The organism is Aeromonas sp. BIGb0405 (assembly GCF_024807335.1).
Lineage (GTDB): Bacteria > Pseudomonadota > Gammaproteobacteria > Enterobacterales > Aeromonadaceae > Aeromonas > Aeromonas rivuli.
On sequence record NZ_JANUEP010000011.1, the window covers coordinates 68,413 to 89,905 of the forward strand.

Below are 21,493 nucleotides of genomic sequence, written 5' to 3' on the forward strand. Positions count from 1 at the left end.
AACCGGAGCACATTTGCTCCGGTTTTGACCTGACATGACAGGGGCTGCAGGCTTAGATCACGCCCAGCTCGCGCAACCGCTCCATCAGATAACTGTGAGCCGTGTGGCGCTCTGAAAGCACCACATCCGGACGCGGATGCAGGAACAGCGGCAGAGAGATCCGTGACCTGTTGGCGCTGCCGCCAGCCGGGTTGATGACGCGATGGGTGGTGGAGGGGTAGTAGCCGGCGGACGCTTCCTGCAGCATGTCACCGATGTTGATGATCAGGGTGCCAAAGTCGCAGGGCACATCCATCCACTCCCCATCGGACCCCATCACCTGCAGACCCGGCTCATTGGACGCGGGCAAGATGGTGAGCAGGTTGATATCTTCATGGGCGGCGGCGCGAATGGCGCCCGGTGCTTCGGTGCCATCGAAGGGTGGATAGTGCAGCACCCGCAGCAGGGTCTTATGGCTCTCTTCTATCATGGAGGAGAGCGGGCAGCTGTAGTTGGCGGCTATCTCACCCGGCGTGTACTGCTCGACCCACCCCAGCAACTCGGCGGCCAGGTTGTTGGCCAGCTGGTAGTACTCCATGGCTTGCGCCTTCAGCTCCTCGGGCATCTGGCCCCAGGGATAGAGATGGAAGTACTCCTTGATGTCCTTCTGGCTCTGGCCTTTGGCCACCTCGGAAACCGACGGCGGGAAGTAGCCATCCTGAGTCTCCCGGTTAAACAGAAAGTCCTGTTTCTGTTCGCTCATGAAGAAGCGATACCAGTTGTCGTAAATACCCTGCACCAGTTCCTTGGGGATAGGGTGATTGGTCAGCACACCGAAGCCGGTGGTACGCAGGGATTCGGTGAAGCGCTGGGCGGCGTCTGGCGCCCGGTAGTCGACGGTCAGGACTTTCATGGTTGCTGTTGCACTGCTGTTAAAAAGTGGCCGCAAGTTTACCCCCATGTGACCGGTAAGAAAAGGTTTGCCGACCACCTCATCGCAGCGTCCGCTCCCACAGGCCGATCCGCCCTGGAAAACCGTCCAGCCCCCTCTTGTCCCCGGACGAGCCGGCTCCTAGAATGCGCCATCTGATGACATGCCCGCAATGCGGCGCAGCAAGGAGCATTTGGATGATGAAACAGACACTGGCCAAGGGGCTTGTCGTTGGTTGTTGCCTGTTACTGGGCGCCTGCAGCACTCTCTCCCAGGAAGAGTGCGCCGCCATGAGCTGGTATAACCAGGGCTTTGCCGATGGCGAGCAGGGCAAGGGACCGGATGCGAGCAAGGCTTATGGCGCAAGCTGTGGTGAATATGGCATCAAGGTCGATCAGGGGGAGTGGCAGCGGGGTTATAAGAAGGGACTCGAGCTTTACTGTATCCCCGAGCTGGCCTATCGCAAGGGACGAGATGGGGAGGAGTACCGAGGGGTCTGCCCCAATGACGAGACCTTCCTGCGCCAGTTTGAACGGGGCCACCAGGAGTATCAGCTGGCCGCCCGCCTCAATGAGCTGGCCAATGCCATCTCGCAAAACGAGCAAGACATCTATCAGCTGGAACAACTGATCCGCAAGGAGAACGACAGTGCCCAGCGTGACAGCTACCGTTATCAACGGGAGCGCGCCATACGTCGCGACAGGGCCCTGCGCGACGAATACAGCCGGCTGCGCTATCCGCCAAGGGTGATCGAGTTCAAGCTGTAAGTTCGCAGCACCCATGGCGCCGAGCCCGATGCGCCCTGGCCACAGCCCCATGAGAAGAGGCCGATGCACTGCATCGGCCTCTTGCTATCAAGGGTCAAGCTGGCGCAACTAAAGCACCCAGCGCGCCAGGCCCAGGGCGATGCCATCCTCGTTGTGATCCGCGGTGACCTTGTGAGCCAGCCCCTGGATCTGCGGCGCCGCGTTGCCCATGGCGACCGCCAGCCCTACCTGTTCGAACATGCTGATGTCGTTGTTGTTGTCGCCAAAGGCCACCACCTCGCTCATGGCGATCCCCTCCCCCGCCGCCCACTGGGCCAGCCGGTTGCCCTTGCTGCAACCGGGCTTCACCAGTTCGACCGCATAGGGCGCCGCCCAATCCTGGGTGAAGGGCAACCCTTCGATCACCCGACTGGCAAAATCATGCAGGTGAGCGGGCTCCTGGCTGAACAACTCCAGCTTCCACACCTCGGGCTGGGCCAGCAATTGGGCACTGCTCTGGGGCAGGAACTGCACTCTATGCTGCTCCTCCACGCTGGCCGACCAGCTGCGCACCCGGGTGACATAAGGCTCGCAACCCAGGTGGCCAATCCCCTGAGAGAGGTGAGCCAGGGCTTCGACCTGCTCCTCTGCCATGGCGGCCAGCAACGTGGCCAGGGGCTCATTGGCAAGGGGATCCCCGCTCAGGATGCGATCCCCGAGCGGATCGTAGAGATAAGCACCGTTGCTGCAGATGATGGGAGTATCCAGCCCCAGCTCATGATGGAAGGGACGCGCCGTCATGAAGTGTCGGCCCGTGACCAGCAGCACCTTGATGCCCTGGGCACGCGCATCGGCCAGCGCCTGCCGGGTCGCGCTCGAAATCTGGTGATCCCGGGTCAACAGCGTGCCATCCATATCGAGCGCTATGGCTCTGTACTGCGTCATATTCCCTCCAAACAGGCGAAACAAGAGGGGATAAATTCCCAGAGTCGCCCCCGGGATGCAAGCCCCATCAGGCCTGAGAGGCCCATTCTGTGATCTGCCTGTCCCTGTTTGCCCGGCGACGCAGAGCATAGAAACCCAGCGCACAGAGCACAGAACAGGCCGCCGCCAGATAGAAGGGCCACTGATTGCCCGCCAGCAGTACCAGGCTGCCCAGCACCACGGCGACAATTTCACTGCTCACCGCCAGACCACGGTAGAGCCCCATGGCCTGGCCCTGCTGTTCGGCCGAGCTGCGATTGGAGATGGCCACCGAGGTCGCCAACTCCCCCAGGCTCATGCCGATACCGGCGGGAATGAAGGTGAGCGCCAAGCCCCACCATTGACTCGGCAGGATGAACATCAACATGCCCACCGCCATCAGCAGATGACCCACGATCCCCAGGGAGCTGCCGCGCCAGTGTCGCGAGAGCCAGCCCCCCAGCCAGGAACCCAACATCAGCGGCACGCTCACCAGCACGGCCCCTTGCGCCAGTTGCGCCGGATCCCAGGTCAGCTCTTCCACCAACCAGACATTGAAGTAACTGAAGTAGAGTTGCACTGCGCCATAGCTCATCAGGGTCAAGGCGAAGTAAGGCAACAAGGCGGGTGCGAGCAGCAGGGCGCGATTCGACAGGCGCGGCGCCGTGGCAGCCTCAGGCAGTGGAGGCCGGTTGGGCAATAACCAGAGGGCGAGCAGCAAGTTGGCCGCGGTCATGGCCACCGCCAACCAGGCCGCCACGCTGTAATCCCCGGAGATGACGGCGGCATAACCCCCAATCATGGGACCCAGCACCCAACCCAGATTCATGCCGATATTGATCATGGAGAAGTTGCGAGCCTTGGTCTTGGTCGTGCTCATGTCCGCCGCCATCGCCTGCACGATGGCGATATCACCATTGAAGAAGCCTTCCAGCACCCGGCTGAGCAGCAAGATCGGCAGGGATCGCCAGGCGATCCCCAGTGCCATCAAGGCATAACCCGCCAGGACACCGACCAGACAGACCATCAGAATGGGTTTGCGGCCATAGCGATCCGACAATAGACCCAGCAAAGGCGCCCCCAGCAACTGGAACAGGGGGTAGAGCCCCATCACGACCCCCAGCCACACCTTGCGGCTCCAGTCCGAGGCGTCAGGGGCCAGCATGCCTTGCGCCGGATCCAGCATCAGGGGCGCCAACACCGGGGAGGGCAAGCTAAAGCCTGCCACCGCCAGGGTCACCGTCATCACCAGCACCCACAGACTCACCTTGTCTCTGCGGCTCTCCATCGCACCCACCATTAAGTAAAGTTATAAGTTTATTTATACTGCTGAGCAGGACATGTTTTGTAAAGTGAATTATTGATTTAAAAAATCACTCTACCCATAATGACCCTATGAGTACCGGCGCAGATGAGCGACTCAGGCAGCAACGCCTGAAAAGACCGCCCTCAGAAGCCGTTGCAGATAACAGCGGGTAACCCATGAACGCCAGCACCGACAAGATACTTCACCTGTTAAAAACCCAAGGCCCCCAGAGCGCTGCGGCCCTCGGCGAGCAGTTGCAGATGACCTCCATGGGTGCCCGCCAGCACCTGCATGCCATGGAGAACGACGGCTGGGTGACCTTCAGGGATGAAGCCCGGGGACGGGGGCGGCCGAGCCGGCTCTGGCTGTTGACCGAACAGGCCTGGCAGCGCTTCCCGGATGGCCATGGCGAGCTGACCCTGCGTCTGATTGACACGGTGCAACAGCTGTTTGGGGAGAGCGGGCTGGACAAGGTGATTGCCGAGCGTGAGCAGCAGCAACTGGGACGCTATCGGGCGCAGCTGGCCGGGCTCTCCTTGCCAGAGCGGGTGGTCGAGCTCGCGGTCTTGCGCACCCGGGAAGGCTATATGGCCGAGGCGAGCAAAGAGGAGGATGGCAGCTGGCTATTGTGGGAGAGTCACTGTCCTATCTGTGTCGCGGCGCGGGGTTGCCTGGGTTTTTGTCGCAGCGAACTCGCCATCTTCGCCGAGTTGCTGGCCCCGGCCCGGGTCGAGCGGGAGCAATATCTGCTCAGCGGCGATCACCGCTGCCTCTATCGCATCAGCCCCCCGGATAACACTGCGGCCCCTGAGCAGTAAGCCGTTGAGCCGAGCCAGCCCCGAGGCGGCCAAAAACAACAAAGCAGGCGCCGGGAGGCCTGCTTTGTTGTTTGCTACGGACCGGTAAGCCCGCATCTGTCTGTCATGGCCCGATGAGGCGTGACGTCTTGTGGTGCTCGGAGTCCGGTTGAACTCGTCGCCGCAGGGGCTGGATGCTGCCACTGCCTGACCACCGTTTGATGAGTTCATATTACCCGGAGGCCCCGGGTGAGTGGTTGCGAAGAGTTGGTTATTTTCGATTGTTTTTGCAATGACTCACCCTTAATCTAGCCAAAGACAACAAAACATTGCGACAGGGTGACAAAGTATGCTGAAACTGGATCGTATCGACCGTCATATTCTGGAATTGATGCAGGAGAATGGTCGCATCAGCAACCTGGAACTGGCCGAGCTGGTCGGCCTCTCCCCCTCCCCTTGCTCACGACGGGTCAAGGCACTTGAGGATGCGGGCCTGATCGATGCCCATGTCACGCTGCTCAACGCCCGCCAGCTGGGGCTGACTCTCACCGCCTATATCCACATCTCCATGGACAGACATACTCCTGAGCGATTCGAGAACTTCGATACCGCCATCTCGGCGCTGCCGGAAGTGCTCGAATGCGACCTCATCACCGGCAACGATGCGGATTACCAGCTCAAGGTGGTGGTGCGCGACATGGAGCACTATCAGCACTTCCTGCTGGACAAGCTGACCCACATTCCCGGGGTGACCGGGGTACGATCCAGCTTCGTGCTGCGCCGCATCAAGCAGAAGACGGCGCTGCCCCTGAACCACCTGGGCTGAGGCTGACAAGCCGCTGATAACGATGCAACATCATGAAGAAGAGGAGGCCTGGGCCTCCTCTTCGCTATTGATCTCCCCTTGACCGGTCAGCTCGATGCCGCAGTGACATCCTCGACTTGCAGCAGCCAGCCTTCGGCGGCCTGGCGGGGCGCGCCACTTAGCACCAATCGCTCATCCGTCTGGGCGGCTTGCCCCTGGGGCAGCTCAACCAGCAGGCTGTCCGAACCGGTATCGAATACCCAGCGCCTCTCCCCAAGAGATTCTATCAAGTAGCCTTCCATCTCGACCTCGGATTGGGCGTGCCACAGCGGCTCCACCGGATCCCGGCTCTCGATGAAATCGGCCTGCACTCCGAAACTGGCTAGCCCCCATAGGATGGAGAGTCCGACCCAATGTTGCATTTCTGGTACTCCTCACGTGGGACTGATGGAGCCAGTATGCGAAGAGAAAAGTGAGCGCACCATGAACGATGGGACAAACTGTTAACAGGATCGCGAAAAAAACCGACCAAAGCGGTCGGTTACGTCATTTTGTGATGGGGATCTCGCCTCACTTGGTGGCTTCCTCTGCCATGGCCGCCTCCCTTGGCTTATTCATCCACATGGCCAGCCCATGGTGATCGTCACAGATCCCCTCCTCACGCACCGCCTTGACACGGGTACCATCCTTGCAGATGGCGCGCCAGGCATCAGCATCATCTATCTCCAGAGGGCGGCTATGTTGACCCGTGCCGCCACAGGCCACCAGCAAGAGCCCCAGCAGGGGGGCCAATCTGCTTATCCTTATCATCCCTGAACTCCTCATCGTCTGATCTGACTAGCGTCCCAGCTGGCTCGAGATGCGATCGCACAGTCCCTTGAGCTGGGTCAGTTCAGCATCGTTCAAGTCCACCTGATTGCGCAAGTTGTCGGCCAGGCAGCTGGCGCGCACCTCGCCCTGCAAGGCGCGACCCGCCTCGGTCAGCACCACGCATTTTTGCCGTTCATCCTCGGCCGACACGCTGCGGGTGAGCCAGCCCTTGCTCTCCAACCGCTTGACGATGGGGGTCAGGGTGCCCGCATCCAGCCCGGTATCCTGGCCAATCTGTTTGAGACTGACGCCATCCTCGGCCCAGAGGGAGAGCATCACCAGATACTGGGTGTAGGTGAGATCCAGCCGATCCAGCAGGGGGCGATATGCACGCATCACCGCATTGGAGGCGCTATAGAGTGCAAAACAGACCTGCTTCTTCAATTCGCTCATGACACTACCTCGCTGGCTATGCCGCCAGTATACCCGACATTACTCTCTACCCAAATATTTTGCACACAAAGTAGTTGTCAAAAGCCCGGTGCGGTATTAGCCTGAATTTACTTTGCACACAAATGAAAGCGAGACACCACTATGAAGAGCCTCTATCGCACCCAGGCGCTGGCCCAGGCCGGCCGCAACGGTGAAGTTCACACCCAGGACGGCACACTGCAGCTGGCCCTGGCACTGCCAAGCGCCCTCGGCGGCAACGGCCAGGGCAACAACCCGGAGCAGTTGCTGGCCGCCGGCTATGCCGCCTGCTTCTCCAATGCCCTGCTCCATGTCGCCAAGGCCCTGGGAGCGCCGCTCGACACGGCTCCCGTCGCCACCACGGTCGATCTGCTGGCTCGCGCCGACGGTACCTTCACCTTCGCCATCGAACTGGACGTCACACTCACAGGCAGTCATGCCGAGCAGATAGTGCGTCAGGCGCACCAGACCTGCCCCTTCTCCAATGCTATGCGCGGCAATGTCGCCACTCGCCTGCTGCTCAACGGCCAACTGCTGGAGGAGACCAAATGAACCAGATCAGCCGCCAGATCCAACTGCTGCGCTACCCGTCCGGCCTGCCGAACCTGGCCGATTTCACCCTGACCGAGATCCTGCTGCCTCCTCTGCAAGAGGGCGAAGTCCAGGTCAGCAACCAGTGGCTGTCGGTGGATCCCTATATGCGGGGCCGCATGTCCCTGGCCAAGAGCTATGTGCCGCCCTTCGCCCTTAACAGCGCCCTCGACGGCGGTGCCATCGGCACCGTGCAGGCGTCGCGCCATCCCGATTTCAAGGTGGGTGACCGGGTGAGCAGCATGCTGGGCTGGCGAGACGCCTTCGTCGCCAAGGGGGAGCAACTGACCCGGTTGCCCGCCACGGCGCTGCCATCCCAACTATTCCTCGGCGCCCTCGGCATGCCGGGCATGACCGCCTGGGCGGGCTTGCACAAGGTCGCCCGCCTGCAGGCCGGTGAGACCCTGCTGGTCTCGGCCGCTTCGGGCGCGGTCGGCACCATGGCGGTGCAGCTTGCCAAGCGGGCCGGAGCCCGGGTGATCGGCTCCACCGGCTCCGCCGACAAGGTCGCCTACCTCAAGACGCTCGGTGCAGATGCGGTGATCAACTATCGGGAGACGCCGGATCTCGACGCCGAGCTGGCCCGCCTCGCTCCGGATGGCATTCAGGTCTATTTCGAGAACGTGGGGGGCGCCATGCTGGACGCGGCCCTCAACAACATGGCACTGCACGGACGCATCGTGCTGTGCGGCCTCATCGAGCAGTACAACAGCAATGGCCAAGGGAGCGGCCCGCGCAACCTCTCCCAGATGATCCGCAAGCGCATCCTGATGCAGGGGCTGCTGGTCTCCGATCACTGGCAACACTACGGGGACTTCCTGGCCGAGGCGATCCCCGCCTTCGAGGCTGGCGCCCTGCAGGCCGAGGAGACCATCAGCGAGGGGCTGGCCAGCATGCCGCAAGCCTTTATCGGGCTGTTCGAGGGCCGCAACACCGGCAAGATGCTGGTCAAGCTCGACTGACAACCCGCTGCCTGCCGAGGGGCGCAACACCGGCAAGATATCGGTCAAGCTGGACTGACAACCAGCCGCACGTCGAGGGGCACAGCACCGGCAAGATGCTGGTCAAGCTGGGCTAACAGCCAGCCGCACGTCGAGGGGCACAGCGCCGGCAAGATGCAGATCAAGCTGGACTGACGGCCTGCCAGCCACAGTGGGGCCCCTGGCCGTGTATTTACCATCTGCCAAGCAGATGTGATATCGCGATAGCCATCTGATTGGCAGATAGAGAAACGGCAAGCTACCGTGTCCCCGGGATCATCCAGCGGCAACTTGCGAAACGGGCCCATCCGTCCTAAGGTGGGCCCGTTTTTTATAGCGTCATCCCGTTTCGGCAAGGAGCTCTTCTTATGTCCACTCCCTATCCTCGCGTCGGGGTCGGTGTCATCCTCGTCAACCATCAGGGCCAGGTGCTGCTTGGCAAGCGCAAGGGCAGCCACGCCCCCTACTGGTCCATCGCCGGCGGCCATCTGGAACTTGGCGAGAGCTTCGAGTCGGCGGCCATCCGGGAGGTGGCCGAGGAGACAGGTTTTCTCATCACGCACCCCAGCGTCATCGCCGTCACCAACAACCTGGAGACCTGGCGCGAGAGCGGACTGCACTACATCTCTGTCACCCTGCTGGCCGAGGTGGAGGGGGAGGCGCAACTGCTGGAGCCGGACAAGTGCGAGGGCTGGGTCTGGTGCGATCCCCGCGCGCTGCCCGAACCCCACTTCGATGCCAGTCGCCAGTCCATCGCCTGCTGGCTGGCCGGACGCTGCTATCTACCGCCGTCGATCGCGTAAACACCGCCACCCGCCGCAGCCAGCAACCCAGCTCGAAATGTCATAAAAAAGTCATCACTCTGTCATATCATCCCTACTCATCTGCGATGACGACAGGGAGTAAGTGGTGGGACAGGTATTCCTTCAATTTCTGTGGCTGGGTTGCACCAGCTTCGGCGGCCCGGCGGCTCACATTGGCTACTTCCAGCGCACCTTCGTCGAGCGGCTCGGTTGGCTCAGTCAGGCCGAGTTCGCCCAACAGCTGGCGCTGTGCCAACTGCTGCCGGGACCGGCCTCCAGCCAGCTCGGCTTTGCCATCGGCCGCCACAGAGCCGGTCTGGGGGGCGCACTGGCGGCCTTCGTCGGCTTCACCTTGCCCTCCTTCCTGTTGCTGACCCTCGCCGCCCTGGGCCTGGGTCAGCTTGCGCAAAATCTCTGGCTGGACGCCGCCCTGCATGGCCTCAAGCTGCTGGCGCTGGTGGTGGTCGCCGATGCCGTGCTCAGCATGGCGCGTCAGTTCTGCAAAAGCGCCCCGACTCAAGGGATCATGGTGGCAACTGCGGCCACGCTCTGGTGGCAGCCGGGCCTCCTCACCCAGTTGCTGATGATGCTGGCAGGGGCCCTGCTCTGTGCCCGTCTGGCCAAGGTCGCCGCCCCCCAGTCCACCCCCTGGCAGGGACCTCATTGGCCCAGCCTGATCCTGTTCACGCTACTCTTCCTCGGATTGCCCCTGTTGGCCGGTTCAGAGCCGGGCCGCCTGGTTGCCGACTTCTTCCGGGCGGGCAGCCTGGTGTTCGGTGGTGGCCATGTGGTGCTGCCTCTGCTCGAGCAGAGCGCGGGCCAGGCCTTGAGCCCCAGCCAGTTCCTGACCGGTTACAGCCTGGCGCAATTGGTGCCAGGCCCCATGTTTACCCTGGCCAGCTATCTGGGAGCCTTGATGCTGCCACAGCAGGCGCTGCTCGGCGCGCTGCTTGCGACCCTGGCGCTCTTCCTGCCGGGCTTCCTGCTGCTCTGGGCTCTGAGTCCCTGCTGGCAGGCACTGCTGGCCAGGCCCCGGCTGGCGGGGGGCGTCGCGGGTATCAACGCCGCCGTGGTGGGGCTGCTGCTGGCGGCCCTCTATCAACCCATCTGGCAGAGCGCGGTACTGGCCCCGAGAGATCTCGCACTGGCCGCAGTCGGCCTCTTCCTGCTGCGGGTGATGAAGCTGCCCATACTGGCTCTGGCCGCCCTGCTGCTCGGCTGCAGCCTGCTATTGGCCTGACTTACTTGCCTGCCCCTGCTGCCCGGTTACAACAGCCTGCTGGCCTGAGTCCGTCTCGCCACAGCGGCGCCTGCCCGACGCTGGGACTGGCTTTTCCATCGCCCATAAAAAACGGCGACGCTGCCGGGCAGCGTCGCCGTTTTCATCTCTCGTCTGTACGCCCTGCTAAGGTTCGTCGGCCTGAAAATCCAGGCTCAAACTATTGACGCAGTAGCGTTGCCCCGTCTCGGTTGGCCCATCCGGGAAGACGTGCCCCAGGTGAGACCCGCAACCGGCGCAGCTGATCTCGACTCGCTTCATGCCGTGGCTGCCATCGTTGCGGTAATCCACCCTGCCGTCGAGGGCTCTGTCGAACGAGGGCCAGCCACAACCGGCATCAAACTTGGCACTCGAGGGGAAGATCACCTGTTTGCAGCAGGTGCAGAGGTATTCACCACTCTTGCGGTTGTGCAGCAGGGCGCCGCTGTAAGGCTGTTCAGTGCCCCGCTCCCAGCAGACATGGAACTGCTCGGGGCTTAAGGTGTGGCGCCAGTTTTCAGGGTTATTTGCACTCAAATCTTGCCTCCACGGCGCAGGGTCTGTGAGACAGGGGCCACAGCATAACCAGCCAACGCCCCCGACTCCACCCCACAAAATATCCGGAAAAGCGAGATTGTGATCCCCTTGGCAGATAAAACCGCTGATCCCGCTGATCTGCCAGGATCAGCCTACCGGGATTCAGGGAGCATGATGACCCACAGGGTCGAGTGGCGGACTGACTCGCTCCAGCAGTTTGAGGGCGTGAGCCCTCCCCACGGCAACCTGACGCTTGATGTCATCGGGCAGGAAGGGCAAGCCATCATTGGTGGCCGTGTCTATGGTCTGCACCCACTCCATCCCCTCCCCCGGGGGCGGCAGACGGAACTGGATGTCATAACCACTGGCATTGAACAGCACCAGCCAACGCTCCCCCTCCTCATCCAGAGAACCAATATCCATGGCGAAGGCTTGGCCCATGGGCGCCTGCCAATCCTGATCCGTGAGCGGATGACCGTCCGGGTGATACCAGTCGACGCGATGGCAGTGCTCCTGGGCGCCATTCCAGCTGTCGTCACACAGCCGCAAGTTGGAGAAGACCTCGGAGCTGGCCCGCAGCGCCACCATCTGCCGGGTGAACGCGAGCAGCCGCTCATCCTCCGGCCGCCATTGCCAATTGACCCAGCTTATCTGGTTGTCCTGGCAGTAGGCGTTGTTGTTGCCGAGCTGACTGCGTCCCATCTCATCACCGCCGAGAAAGTGCGGGGTACCCTGGGAGAGCAACAGGGTGGCGATCAGATTGCGTTTCTGCTGGAGCCGCAGACTGCTGATCCTGGGATCGAGCGTCGGCCCCTCCACCCCGTGGTTGCTGGAGAGGTTGTTGCCGTGACCGTCCCGGTTATCCTCGCCATTGGCCTGGTTGTGGCGCTGGTTGTAAGAGACCAGATCCTCCAGGGTGAAGCCATCGTGGTAGCAGAGGTAGTTGATGCTGGTATGCGGCGAGCGCCAGTTCTTGGGGAAGAGATCCCGCGAGCCCATCAAGCGGGTGGCAAGATCCGCCATCTTGCCGCCATCTCCACGCCAGAAGGCGCGCACCGTATCCCGGTAGCGATCGTTGATCTCCTGCCACTGGCTCGGGAACTGACCGAGTCGGTAGCCGAACGGGCCAATGTCCCAGGGCTCTGCGATGAGCTTGACCCCGGCGAGCACGGGATCGGCCAGCAGCGCCTTGAAGAAGGCCCCCATGGGTTCGAACTCCCCCGCCTCCCGCCCCAGGGTCACCGCGAGATCGAAGCGAAAACCATCCACCTGCATCTCGGTCACCCAGTAGCGCAGGGCATCGAGCACCAGCCGCAGGCTGTTGGGGTGATCCAGATTCACGCTGTTGCCACAGCCGGTGACATTGGCATAACGGTTGAAATCCGGGCCATGGGCGCCGGGTTCGAAACTGTAATAGCCGCTGTTATCCAGCCCCTTGAACGACAGCACTGGCCCGTCAAACCCCGATTCGGCGGTATGGTTGTAGACCACATCCAGGATCACCTCTATCCCGGCCCGGTGCAGCTCGCGCACCATGGTCTTGAACTCGGTCACAGCGTCCCGCACGGCGTAGCGCGGCTCGGGGGCAAAGAAGGCGACCGGGTTGTAGCCCCAATAGTTGGTGAGCCCCAGATCCTCCAGCCTGGGTTCGGCCATGAAGGCCGCCACCGGCATCAGTTGCAATGAACTGATGCCGAGCGACTTGAGGTGGGTCAGCATCAGGGGATGGCAGAGCCCCAGATAGGTGCCCCGTTCGGCCTCCGGGATGGCAGGGTGCAGCTTGGTGAAGCCCTTGACGTGGGCTTCATAAATCAGGGTCTGCGCCGGGCTAATGGTCGGCTTGGTCACCCCCTGCCAGTCGAAATCATCCCGGACCACCACCGACTTGGCCTGCATGGCCGCGCTGTCCCCCTCGTAACTCTCGGCATCCCAGCGCAGCGGGCGGGAGAGCCCACGCGCATAGGGGTCTATCAGCAGCTTGTCGCCATCAAACAGCAGGCCATCCTGAGGTTCGCCATAGAGGCGATAGCCGTAACGCTGACCCGCCCCTATGCCGCTGACATGACCGAACCGGTACTGACCACGCTGCCCGGGCAACACCAGACAAGCCGTCTCCTGCTCCTGCTCGTCATAGAGGCAGAGCTCGACCCGCTCTGCTTGCGGTGCCCAGACGCAGAACTGACATCCCGTCTCATCCAGCCAGGCCCCGAGGCGCTGGCCGCTTCCCTTCTCGATATTGACCATCAAGACTCCTGTTTGATGAACAAGGTCGCAAGCGGTGGCAAGTCCAACTCGATAGAGTGGCTCATGCCTTGCCAGGGGGTCGACTCGGCGACAAAATCCAAACCCACATCATAGTTGCTGCCCCAGTAATGCTCGCTGTCGGTGTTGAGCAGCACCCGATAACGGCCAGCGCCCGGCACACCGAGTCGATAGTGTTGACGCGGTACCGGGGTAAAGTTACTGGCGACCAGCACGGATCCGTTGCCATTCAAGTCGGCGCGCAGCCAGGCCAGGATGCTGTTGTCGGCATCGTTATGATCCAGCCAGCGGAATCCCTGACGCTCATGATCCGCCTCGAAGAGGGCAGTTTCCTGGCGATAGAGCTGGTTGAGATCGCGGATCAGCGCCTGCTGGCCCGCGTGTTTCGGGAAGTGCAGCAGGTGCCAGGGCAACTGGGCATCATGGTTCCACTCGCTGCTCTGCGCGATTTCGGTGCCCATGAAATTGAGCTTCTTGCCCGGATGACCGTACATGTACCCCATGTAGGCGCGCAGGTTGGCGGCTTGCTGCCACTCATCCCCCGGCATCTTGTAGAGCAGGGAGTGTTTACCGTGCACCACCTCGTCGTGGGAGAGCGGCAGGATGAAGTTCTCGTCATAGTGATACACCATGGCGAAGGTCATCTCGTTGTGGTGATAACGGCGATGCACCGGCTCCTTCTGCATGTAACTCAAGGTGTCGTGCATCCAGCCCATATTCCACTTGAAACCGAACCCCAACCCGCCCAGGAAGGTGGGACGAGAAACACCGGCGAAGGCGGTGGACTCCTCGGCAATGGTCACCGCGTTGGGATACTGACCATAGACAGCTTCGTTGAACCACTTGAGCAGGCTGATCGCCTCGTAGTTGTGGTTGCCGCCATCGACGTTGGGTACCCACTCCCCGGCATTGCGCGAATAGTCCAGATAGAGCATGGAGGCGACCGCATCGACCCGCAGGCCATCGATGTGGAACTTGTCGAGCCAGTAGAGGGCGCTCGCCACCAGGAACTGGCGCACCGTGTCCCGGCCAAAATCATAGATGTAGGAGTTCCAGTCCGGGTGCCAGCCCCGGCGCGGATCCTCGTACTCGTAGAGCGGCGTGCCATCGAAGCGGGCCAGACCATGGGCATCGGACGGGAAGTGGGCAGGCACCCAATCCAGGATGACGCCAATTCCCGCCTGATGGCAGGCATCGACGAAGAATTTGAAGTCATCGGCACTGCCAAAGCGGCTGGTCGGCGAGAACATGCCCACCGGCTGATAACCCCAGGAACCGCTGAACGGGTGCTCCGAGACCGGCAGCAGTTCGATGTGGGTGTAGCCCATCTCGGTGACGTAGCCCACCAGATCCACCGCCAGTTCGCGCCAACTCAGGCTGTCGCCATTGGGGTGGCGCTTCCAGGAGCCCACATGCAGCTCATAAATGGAAAGTGCCTGCTCGCGCTTGTCACCGCCACAGCGGGCTTGCCAGTCGCCATCTTGCCACTGGTACTGTTCATGGTCGTAGACCACCGAGGCGAACGACGGATACTGCTCGCAGTAGAAGCCGACCGGATCGCTCTTGTGGGGCAGCCGATTGCCCGCCAGATCCTTGAGCTCGAACTTGTAACGTGCCCCGGCCTGCATACCGGGCACAAACAGCACCCAGTGACCACACAGGCTGCGCTGCATGGGGTGACGACGACCATCCCACAGGTTGAAGTCGCCGATGAGGCTCACCGCGGTGGCACTCGGGGCATAGACGGCGAAACGCACCCCGGCAATCGACTGGCCGAGGTGGGTGATGGTGGTGAGCTGAGCCCCCAGGGTCTGATAGAGATGCTCGGGGGCCGCGGTCAGTTCGGCCAGGCCGCGCCAGGCGGCATCCTGGCACTGATAGGGATCGATGATGTCGTGGCTGGCATCGGCATAGCGGGCGATGAGCTGATAGGGAAAGGGGAGTTTGCGGCGGGTGAAAACAGTTTCAAAAAGACCCGATGGGTCACTGGGAGTCAGGGTGGCGACCAGCTTGCCCGACTTGAGATCCTTGACGCCGACCTCGATGGCGTCAGGCAACCAGGCCCTCAACCTCAGACCGGGTCCGTCCGGATTCTCGCAGAGGCCTAAGTGAGAGAAGGGATCGGCACAACGGGCCGCAGCCAAGCGTTCAACGAGCATAGGGACATCCTTTCATAGCAGAGCATCCGCCCGGGCCAGGGCCCGAGCGGATGTGAGCGAGTCATGGAAAAACGACTCAACGACTGGCCTCATCGCGGGCCTGACTCATACGAGCCGCCAACGCCTTGAGCGACTCGCTCTCGAACAGATCTTCCAGATCCGCCGACAGCTTGCGACGCCAGTTCGGGTATTCGTAACTGGTACCGGGCACATTGACCGGTTTGTCCATCTCCAGCCAATCTTCCAGCTGGGTACTGAACAGGGCACAGCTGCCACGGGACATGTGGATCTGCAGGCCGTGGTTCAGCTCGGTATTCATGCCAACCCAGTTGACGTCATGACTGACATTGGGGGAGATGACCCCATGGCCATGCAGGCTGTCGAGGATACTCTGCTTGGCCTGGTGGCGATCAGCATACAGGGTCTTGAGTACCGCCTCGTCCGGGTAGAGTCCTAGCTCCTTGCCGAGCGCCAGATCGTCACAATGCCAGAACCCCTTCAGGGTCGGCATGTCATGGGTGGTCAGGGCCGACATCGCCTGCTCGGTGTAGTGGGCCGGGGAGATATAGCCGCCATCCTCCTTGGAGCGCTCGAAGAAGAACACCTTGTAGGAGTGGACGCCATTCTCTTTGAGGGTCACATCTATGCCCTCAGGCACAGTGCCCAGATCTTCCCCTATCAACAGACACTGATTGCGGTGGGACTCCAGCGCCAGTATGCCGAGCAGGTCATCGACCGGGTAGTAGATGTAGGCCCCTTTGGCCGCAGAGGCACCGGGCGGTACCCACCACAGCCGCAGCAAGGCCATGACATGGTCGATGCGCAGCGCGCCGCACGAACGCATGTTGGCCCTGAACATATCCACCATGGGCTGATAGGCCGCTTCAAAGAGCTGGCTCGGATTCATGGGGGGCAGACCCCAGTTCTGGCCGAGTGGCCCCAGGATATCGGGCGGCGCACCGACCGAGGCTTTCGGGCAATAGAGTTCACGGTTGGCCCAGATCTCGGTCGAGCCTTCGGAGACCCCCACCGCCAGATCCCGGTAGATCCCCATCACCATACCGGCCGCCTTGGCCCTAGCATCGGCCGCGGCGAGCTGCTCATCGGCCAGGAACTGCAGGTAGAGGTAGAATCTCACCTCCTGGCTGTGGGCGGCCACCCAGCTGGCGACCTCCGCATTGTGGTAATCCTGCAAGGCCTCGGGCCAGACTGGCCAGCCCCAGGCATTTTGACCTTCTGCATAGAGGCTGGCCTGGATAGCGTCGAAGCTCGCCTGCTGCTGCAGGCTGTCACCACCGGCTGCGACGAAGGATTCGAAGGCCGCGAGGCGGGTGCCGCTCAACGGGCTCTGATCGAACACCTGGCGCAGCATGGGTAGCTTGATGGCGGTGACGCCGCTGTAGTCCACGTACTCCTTGGCGCGCAACGAGGCGAGCTGCTGCTGGAAGGAGGATGAGGCGACTTCGGCCTTGAGGGCCGCATTGGCCTGGAATTCAGGCACGGCTTCCACGTCGATGTAGATGAGGTTCAACCAGCGACGGGAAGAGGGGCTATAGGGGCTGGCACTCTCCGGATTGGCCGGATAGAGGGCATGAATGGGGTTCAGACCGACGAAGTGTGCGCCCCAGCCAGCCACGCGCTCGACCAGCAAGCCCAGATCGCTGAAGTCGCCAATGCCCCAGTTGGTGCGACTGCGCAGGCAATAGAGCTGCACGCTCGGCCCCCACACCTTGCGGCCGTTGGCGATGGGAGCCTGCTTGTAGCACGCCTTGGGCGCGACGATGAGCCGCATGCTGGCCAGGGGCTCGTCGTTGCCCTCTTCCAGCAGTGTCAGCTGGTGATAGCCGAGCTCGGGCTGCACCGCCAACGCCACGCGATAGGCCTGGCACTCCATCTCTTCAAATTCGGCGACGCCGACCAGTTCGCCCTCGACCGGGGTGAGCTGACCGGACAACGCGCCCCCCTGCTCCAGCGCCAGCTGCCAGCTGAGGGTGTCGTTGACAAAATCAATGGGCAGACGCAACTCCAGCACGATGGGCTCGCCTTCACGCACCACCATCACGGGATCCAGGGCGCGCAACCAGTGCTGGCGATGCTCCTGCTCCAGCTGCTGCGTCAGGGCGACCTCGTCATCGACGCGATAACCCATGGCGCCCAGCATGGCGGCCTTGCTCTCTTCGGATACCTGGGCCGGGTGGCCCCAGGCATCAACATACTCGCTGGCAATGCCTTTGGCGGCAGCCAGCTGTTCTATCAGGGTGGTCATAGTTTGAGAATTCCCGCTGTGGATTCTGTCTATACTATTTTGTTTAGTTTTTATGGGTCTTACAGGCGAACTGGCTCTTTGGCCACGCCAAACCGCCGCCATTTTCACACATCTGACCCGGGGGTTGTGTGACAGAGTAGGCACTATTTGGGTTATCTCTTTCGACAAAAACTGGTAGTCAGTTACATAAACAGAAAATAAATTTCACAGTTTTTCATGATATAGCGCAATTTCGAGCAGATTGTTGGTTGACTCACCGGTGAGTTCTAGTAAATTTACAAACGGAATTTTCTTTGACTACTGAACAGTTAGGTAACCAATTATGACTATCAAAGTAGGTATTAACGGTTTTGGCCGTATCGGTCGTTTCGTTTTCCGTCTGGCCGCTGAGCGCGCTGACATCGAAGTTGTTGGTATCAACGACCTGATCGACGTTGACTACATGGCTTACATGCTGAAGTACGACTCCACTCACGGCCGTTTCAATGGCACCGTTGAAGTCAAAGACGGCAACCTGGTTGTTAACGGTAAAACCGTGCGTGTTACCGCTGAGCGTGACCCGGCCAACCTGAAATGGGATGCCATCGGTGTTGACGTGGTTGCCGAGGCTACCGGTCTGTTCCTGGACGACGCCACTGCACGTAAGCACATCGCTGCCGGTGCCAAGAAAGTCGTACTGACTGGCCCGTCCAAAGACGCTACCCCTATGTTCGTCATGGGTGTTAACGACTCTACCTACGCTGGCCAGGACATCGTTTCCAACGCTTCCTGCACCACCAACTGCCTGGCCCCGATCGCCAAGGTTCTGAACGATACCTTCGGTATCGAATCCGGCCTGATGACCACTGTCCACGCGACCACTGCTACCCAGAAGACCGTTGATGGTCCGTCTGCCAAAGACTGGCGCGGTGGCCGCGGTGCGGCTCAGAACATCATCCCGTCCTCTACCGGTGCTGCCAAGGCTGTTGGCGTGGTTATCCCGGAACTGAACGGCAAACTGACCGGCATGGCGTTCCGCGTACCGACTCCGGACGTGTCCGTTGTTGACCTGACCGTCAACCTGAAGAAAGCTGCTACCTACGCCGAAATCTGTGCAGCCATGAAAGCAGCCTCCGAAGGCTCCATGAAGGGCGTACTGGGCTACACCGAAGATCAAGTGGTCTCCACTGACTTCCTGGGCGAGCGTCAGACTTCCGTGTTCGATGCCAAAGCCGGTATCGCGCTGAACGACAAGTTCGTTAAAGTTGTATCCTGGTACGACAACGAAATGGGCTACTCCAGCAAAGTTCTGGACCTGATCGCTCACATCTCCAAGTAATTTGGGATGCGCCATCACGTAGCGTAAAAAAGGCGGCCATTGGCCGCCTTTTTTGTTATCTGCACACTGTTGTTGGGTCGTCGAATCATCGCCGTATCCTCAAGGAGTTCCCATGCAATCCCTCCGTCCCCTGACTGCCAACTGCCAGCTAGTCAACAACGCGTCCGGCCTGCCCCTGCTCTATATCGACAATGGGGTCGCCAAGGCCGAGATCAGCCTGTTTGGTGGCCATGTGTTGCGCTATCAACGCCATGGTGAGCCAGCATCCCTCTGGCTAAGCGACAAGGCCGTGCTGGATGGCAGCAAGCCTATCCGTGGCGGCATACCTGTCTGCTGGCCCTGGTTTGGCCCCTCCCCCGCCCGGGTGGGCAACGGCAAACCAGCCCATGGTTTCGCCCGTACCAGCCTCTGGACACTGGATGGGGTGAGCGATCACGAAGATGGCACCCTGGTCCATCTCTCCCTGACCGATAGCGATGCCACACAGGCACTCTGGCCCCACCCCTTCGAGCTGGAACTGGATATACTGGTCGGCCGCGAGCTCTCCCTGGTCCTGACGACCCGCAACACAGGGTCGGCGCCCATCGTCTATAACGCCGCCCTGCACACCTACTTGCAGGTGAGCGCCCCTGAGGCCATCGAGGTGCAAGGCCTGGGCGAACCCTACACCGACAAACTGACCGGCCAGGATGCGCAGCAACAGGGCGCTCTGACGCTCACAGCGGCCATTGATCGGGTCTACCACCAACCCGAGGCCATGATCCGGGTTCAGGATGGCGATCGCACCACTCAGGTGGTCAGCGGCAATCACGACAGTATTGTGGTCTGGACCCCTTGGCTGGAAGGCGCCACCGCCATGGCCGACATGAGCGATGATGGTTATCGCACTATGCTCTGCGTCGAAGCCGCCATCACCGCCGATACTGGCGTGACCGTCGCGCCGGATGAGGAGCACAGTTTCTCCACCGTGATCATCTGACCCCGGAGCGGACGATGAGGGCTATCACTCCAACCTCTGCGTCGAAGCCACCATCACCGCCGATACTGGCGTGACCGTCGCGCCGGATGAAGAGCACAGCTTCTCGACCGTGATTTGCCAACGATCAGCCAATAGCAAGAGGGCACCCTGGGGTGCCCTCTTTCATGGCGGCTGGTTAGCCGCATGGGCAGCCTGTCAGGCGTTACCCTGTACCTTCAGCTTGAGCTCTGCGGCAAAGTCCAACATGCGATCGAGGGGGATCAATGCCTTGATGCGCAGGGCCTCGTCGACCAATATCTCATGCTGCTCGGCACCATCGGTGAGCGCATCCTTGATAGCCGCCAGGCCGTTCATCGCCATCCAGGGGCAATGAGCACAGCTGCGGCAGGTTGCGCCGTCACCACCGGTCGGTGCCTCGACCATCTCCTTGTCCGGACAAGCCTGCTGCATCTTGTAGAAGATGCCGCGATCGGTCGCCACGATCAATTTCTTCTGAGGCAAGTCCCGCGCCGCCTTGATCAGCTGACTGGTGGAACCCACCGCATCGGCCAGCTCGATGACCGAAGCCGGGGACTCCGGGTGCACCAGCACGGCCGCGTCCGGATTCTGGGCCTTGAGGGCACGCAGGGCGCTCGCCTTGAACTCATCATGGACGATGCAGTGCCCTTGCCAGCGCAGCATCTGGGCACCGGTCTTCTTCTCGATATAGGCGCCCAGGTGCCTGTCCGGGCCCCAGATGATCTTGTGGCCCTGGCTATCGAGATGTTCGACGATTTCGAGCGCAATGCTGGAAGTCACCACCCAGTCTGCCCGTGCCTTGACCGCAGCCGAGGTGTTGGCATAAACGACGACGATATGATCCGGGTGGGCATCGCAGAAGGCGGAGAACTGCTCTATCGGGCAACCCAGATCGAGGGAACACTCGGCCTTCAGGGTCGGCATCAACACCTGTTTGTGGGGACTCAGGATCTTGGACGTTTCCCCCATGAAACGCACCCCCGCCACGATCAGGGTCTGGGCTGCGTGATCCCGGCCAAAACGGGCCATCTCCAGGGAGTCACCGACGAAACCGCCGGTGGCTTCGGCCAGGGCCTGGATCTCGGGATCCGTGTAGTAGTGGGCGATCAGCACGGCCTTGCGCTCAATCAACAGCGCCTTGATCTCCTCGATGAAGCGGCTCTTCTCGGCCTGACTCAAGGGGACGGGTTTGGCCGGGAAGGGGTAATCCATCTCAACCGCGGGAGGGATACTGCTCAGTGCATTGCTCATTGCGACTGTTCCATCAGGGCTTGGAAAGGCCAAAATTATAACCAGAAGCCGGCCACAAACCCATCAACAAATCACAATCACCGTCAGAGGGCTCAAGCGCGCCCACAACAAAAAGGCCCGCACATTTGTGCGGGCCTTTTTGTGTGACCATCTCGATGGCCTGGAATATGGTGGTCGTTACTGGGCTCGAACCAGTGACCCCCTCCTTGTAAGGGAGGTGCTCTCCCAGCTGAGCTAAACGACCTGGGAAACTGTCCACCTCA

At 61.3% G+C, this 21,493-nt stretch carries 20 protein-coding genes and 1 tRNA gene; 9 read left to right on the top strand and 12 right to left on the bottom strand.

Features of this window, described 5'->3' with window-relative positions:
• Positions 1-52: 52 nt before the first annotated feature.
• On the bottom strand, positions 53-892 hold the full coding sequence (locus tag M2366_RS17525) for an isopenicillin N synthase family oxygenase (RefSeq protein WP_042041151.1): 840 nt from the start codon (positions 890-892) through the stop codon (positions 53-55).
• A gap of 215 nt (positions 893-1,107) precedes the next feature.
• Here M2366_RS17525 and M2366_RS17530 point away from each other — a divergent pair, with 215 nt between their 5' ends.
• Positions 1,108-1,677, top strand: a complete 570-nt coding sequence (locus M2366_RS17530) for a DUF2799 domain-containing protein (RefSeq protein WP_259270286.1) — start codon at positions 1,108-1,110, stop codon at positions 1,675-1,677.
• Positions 1,678-1,785: 108 nt separating this feature from the next.
• Here M2366_RS17530 and M2366_RS17535 read toward each other — a convergent pair whose 3' ends face one another.
• Both M2366_RS17535 and M2366_RS17540 read right to left on the bottom strand, forming a co-directional pair.
• A complete protein-coding gene (locus M2366_RS17535; protein ID WP_224432066.1) occupies positions 1,786-2,601 on the bottom strand; it encodes a Cof-type HAD-IIB family hydrolase in 816 nt (271 codons plus the stop codon).
• A 67-nt stretch (positions 2,602-2,668) separates the two neighbouring features.
• Positions 2,669-3,907, bottom strand: a complete 1,239-nt coding sequence (locus M2366_RS17540; protein WP_224432065.1) for an MFS transporter — start codon at positions 3,905-3,907, stop codon at positions 2,669-2,671.
• 194 nt (positions 3,908-4,101) lie between these two features.
• On the opposite strand from M2366_RS17540, the gene M2366_RS17545 reads away from it, so the two are divergent.
• Together M2366_RS17545 and M2366_RS17550 are read left to right on the top strand one after the other, a co-directional pair.
• Entirely contained in the window at positions 4,102-4,743 is a 642-nt protein-coding gene (locus M2366_RS17545; RefSeq protein WP_259270287.1) for a metalloregulator ArsR/SmtB family transcription factor, read from the top strand.
• 328 nt (positions 4,744-5,071) lie between these two features.
• Positions 5,072-5,548, top strand: coding sequence for an Lrp/AsnC family transcriptional regulator (locus M2366_RS17550; protein ID WP_005904753.1), 477 nt, complete (start codon positions 5,072-5,074; stop codon positions 5,546-5,548).
• Positions 5,549-5,634: 86 nt separating this feature from the next.
• On the opposite strand, the gene M2366_RS17555 is transcribed toward M2366_RS17550, so the two are convergent.
• From M2366_RS17555 to M2366_RS17565, 3 genes are all read right to left on the bottom strand, one after another.
• Positions 5,635-5,949, bottom strand: coding sequence for a hypothetical protein (locus tag M2366_RS17555; RefSeq protein ID WP_042041156.1), 315 nt, complete (start codon positions 5,947-5,949; stop codon positions 5,635-5,637).
• A gap of 148 nt (positions 5,950-6,097) precedes the next feature.
• On the bottom strand, positions 6,098-6,328 hold the full coding sequence (locus M2366_RS17560; RefSeq protein WP_396021389.1) for a hypothetical protein: 231 nt from the start codon (positions 6,326-6,328) through the stop codon (positions 6,098-6,100).
• Between the two features lie 36 nt (positions 6,329-6,364).
• Positions 6,365-6,790, bottom strand: a complete 426-nt coding sequence (locus tag M2366_RS17565; protein ID WP_042041158.1) for a MarR family winged helix-turn-helix transcriptional regulator — start codon at positions 6,788-6,790, stop codon at positions 6,365-6,367.
• Positions 6,791-6,931: 141 nt separating this feature from the next.
• Here M2366_RS17565 and M2366_RS17570 point away from each other — a divergent pair, with 141 nt between their 5' ends.
• The 4 genes from M2366_RS17570 (at position 6,932) to chrA (ending at position 10,422) form a co-directional block, all read left to right on the top strand.
• Positions 6,932-7,360 (top strand): organic hydroperoxide resistance protein, encoded by a 429-nt coding sequence (locus M2366_RS17570; protein WP_042041159.1) that lies wholly within the window; start codon positions 6,932-6,934, stop codon positions 7,358-7,360.
• On the top strand, positions 7,357-8,361 hold the full coding sequence (locus M2366_RS17575) for an NADP-dependent oxidoreductase (RefSeq protein ID WP_259270288.1): 1,005 nt from the start codon (positions 7,357-7,359) through the stop codon (positions 8,359-8,361). The genes M2366_RS17570 and M2366_RS17575 overlap by 4 nt, the downstream gene beginning before the upstream one ends.
• Before the next feature lie 386 nt (positions 8,362-8,747).
• Positions 8,748-9,182 carry an NUDIX hydrolase gene (locus tag M2366_RS17580; RefSeq protein WP_259270289.1) on the top strand — a complete coding sequence of 145 codons (435 nt, stop codon included), beginning with the start codon at positions 8,748-8,750 and terminating at the stop codon, positions 9,180-9,182.
• A 106-nt stretch (positions 9,183-9,288) separates the two neighbouring features.
• Positions 9,289-10,422 (top strand): chromate efflux transporter, encoded by a 1,134-nt coding sequence (gene chrA, locus M2366_RS17585; RefSeq protein WP_259270290.1) that lies wholly within the window; start codon positions 9,289-9,291, stop codon positions 10,420-10,422.
• Positions 10,423-10,587: 165 nt separating this feature from the next.
• On the opposite strand, the gene msrB is transcribed toward chrA, so the two are convergent.
• The 4 genes from msrB to malQ form a co-directional block, all read right to left on the bottom strand.
• Entirely contained in the window at positions 10,588-10,977 is a 390-nt protein-coding gene (gene msrB / locus M2366_RS17590) for a peptide-methionine (R)-S-oxide reductase MsrB (protein WP_224432060.1), read from the bottom strand.
• A 162-nt stretch (positions 10,978-11,139) separates the two neighbouring features.
• Positions 11,140-13,221 carry a glycogen debranching protein GlgX gene (gene glgX, locus M2366_RS17595; RefSeq protein WP_310504085.1) on the bottom strand — a complete coding sequence of 694 codons (2,082 nt, stop codon included), beginning with the start codon at positions 13,219-13,221 and terminating at the stop codon, positions 11,140-11,142.
• Positions 13,221-15,398, bottom strand: coding sequence for a 1,4-alpha-glucan branching protein GlgB (glgB, locus tag M2366_RS17600; RefSeq protein WP_259270291.1), 2,178 nt, complete (start codon positions 15,396-15,398; stop codon positions 13,221-13,223). The genes glgX and glgB overlap by 1 nt, the downstream gene beginning before the upstream one ends.
• Positions 15,399-15,474: 76 nt before the next feature.
• Positions 15,475-17,664: a 4-alpha-glucanotransferase gene (gene malQ / locus M2366_RS17605; protein ID WP_259270292.1), complete on the bottom strand. Its 2,190-nt coding sequence runs from the start codon at positions 17,662-17,664 to the stop codon at positions 15,475-15,477.
• A 322-nt stretch (positions 17,665-17,986) separates the two neighbouring features.
• On the opposite strand from malQ, the gene gap reads away from it, so the two are divergent.
• Together gap and M2366_RS17615 are read left to right on the top strand one after the other, a co-directional pair.
• On the top strand, positions 17,987-18,982 hold the full coding sequence (gap, locus tag M2366_RS17610; protein ID WP_033129683.1) for a type I glyceraldehyde-3-phosphate dehydrogenase: 996 nt from the start codon (positions 17,987-17,989) through the stop codon (positions 18,980-18,982).
• 112 nt (positions 18,983-19,094) lie between these two features.
• Positions 19,095-19,961, top strand: coding sequence for a D-hexose-6-phosphate mutarotase (locus M2366_RS17615; protein ID WP_259270293.1), 867 nt, complete (start codon positions 19,095-19,097; stop codon positions 19,959-19,961).
• Positions 19,962-20,156: 195 nt separating this feature from the next.
• Here M2366_RS17615 and nadA read toward each other — a convergent pair whose 3' ends face one another.
• Together nadA and M2366_RS17630 are read right to left on the bottom strand one after the other, a co-directional pair.
• Positions 20,157-21,230, bottom strand: a complete 1,074-nt coding sequence (gene nadA / locus M2366_RS17625; protein WP_259237505.1) for a quinolinate synthase NadA — start codon at positions 21,228-21,230, stop codon at positions 20,157-20,159.
• Between the two features lie 168 nt (positions 21,231-21,398).
• Positions 21,399-21,474, bottom strand: a tRNA-Val gene (locus tag M2366_RS17630).
• Between the last annotated feature and the right edge of the window lie 19 nt (positions 21,475-21,493).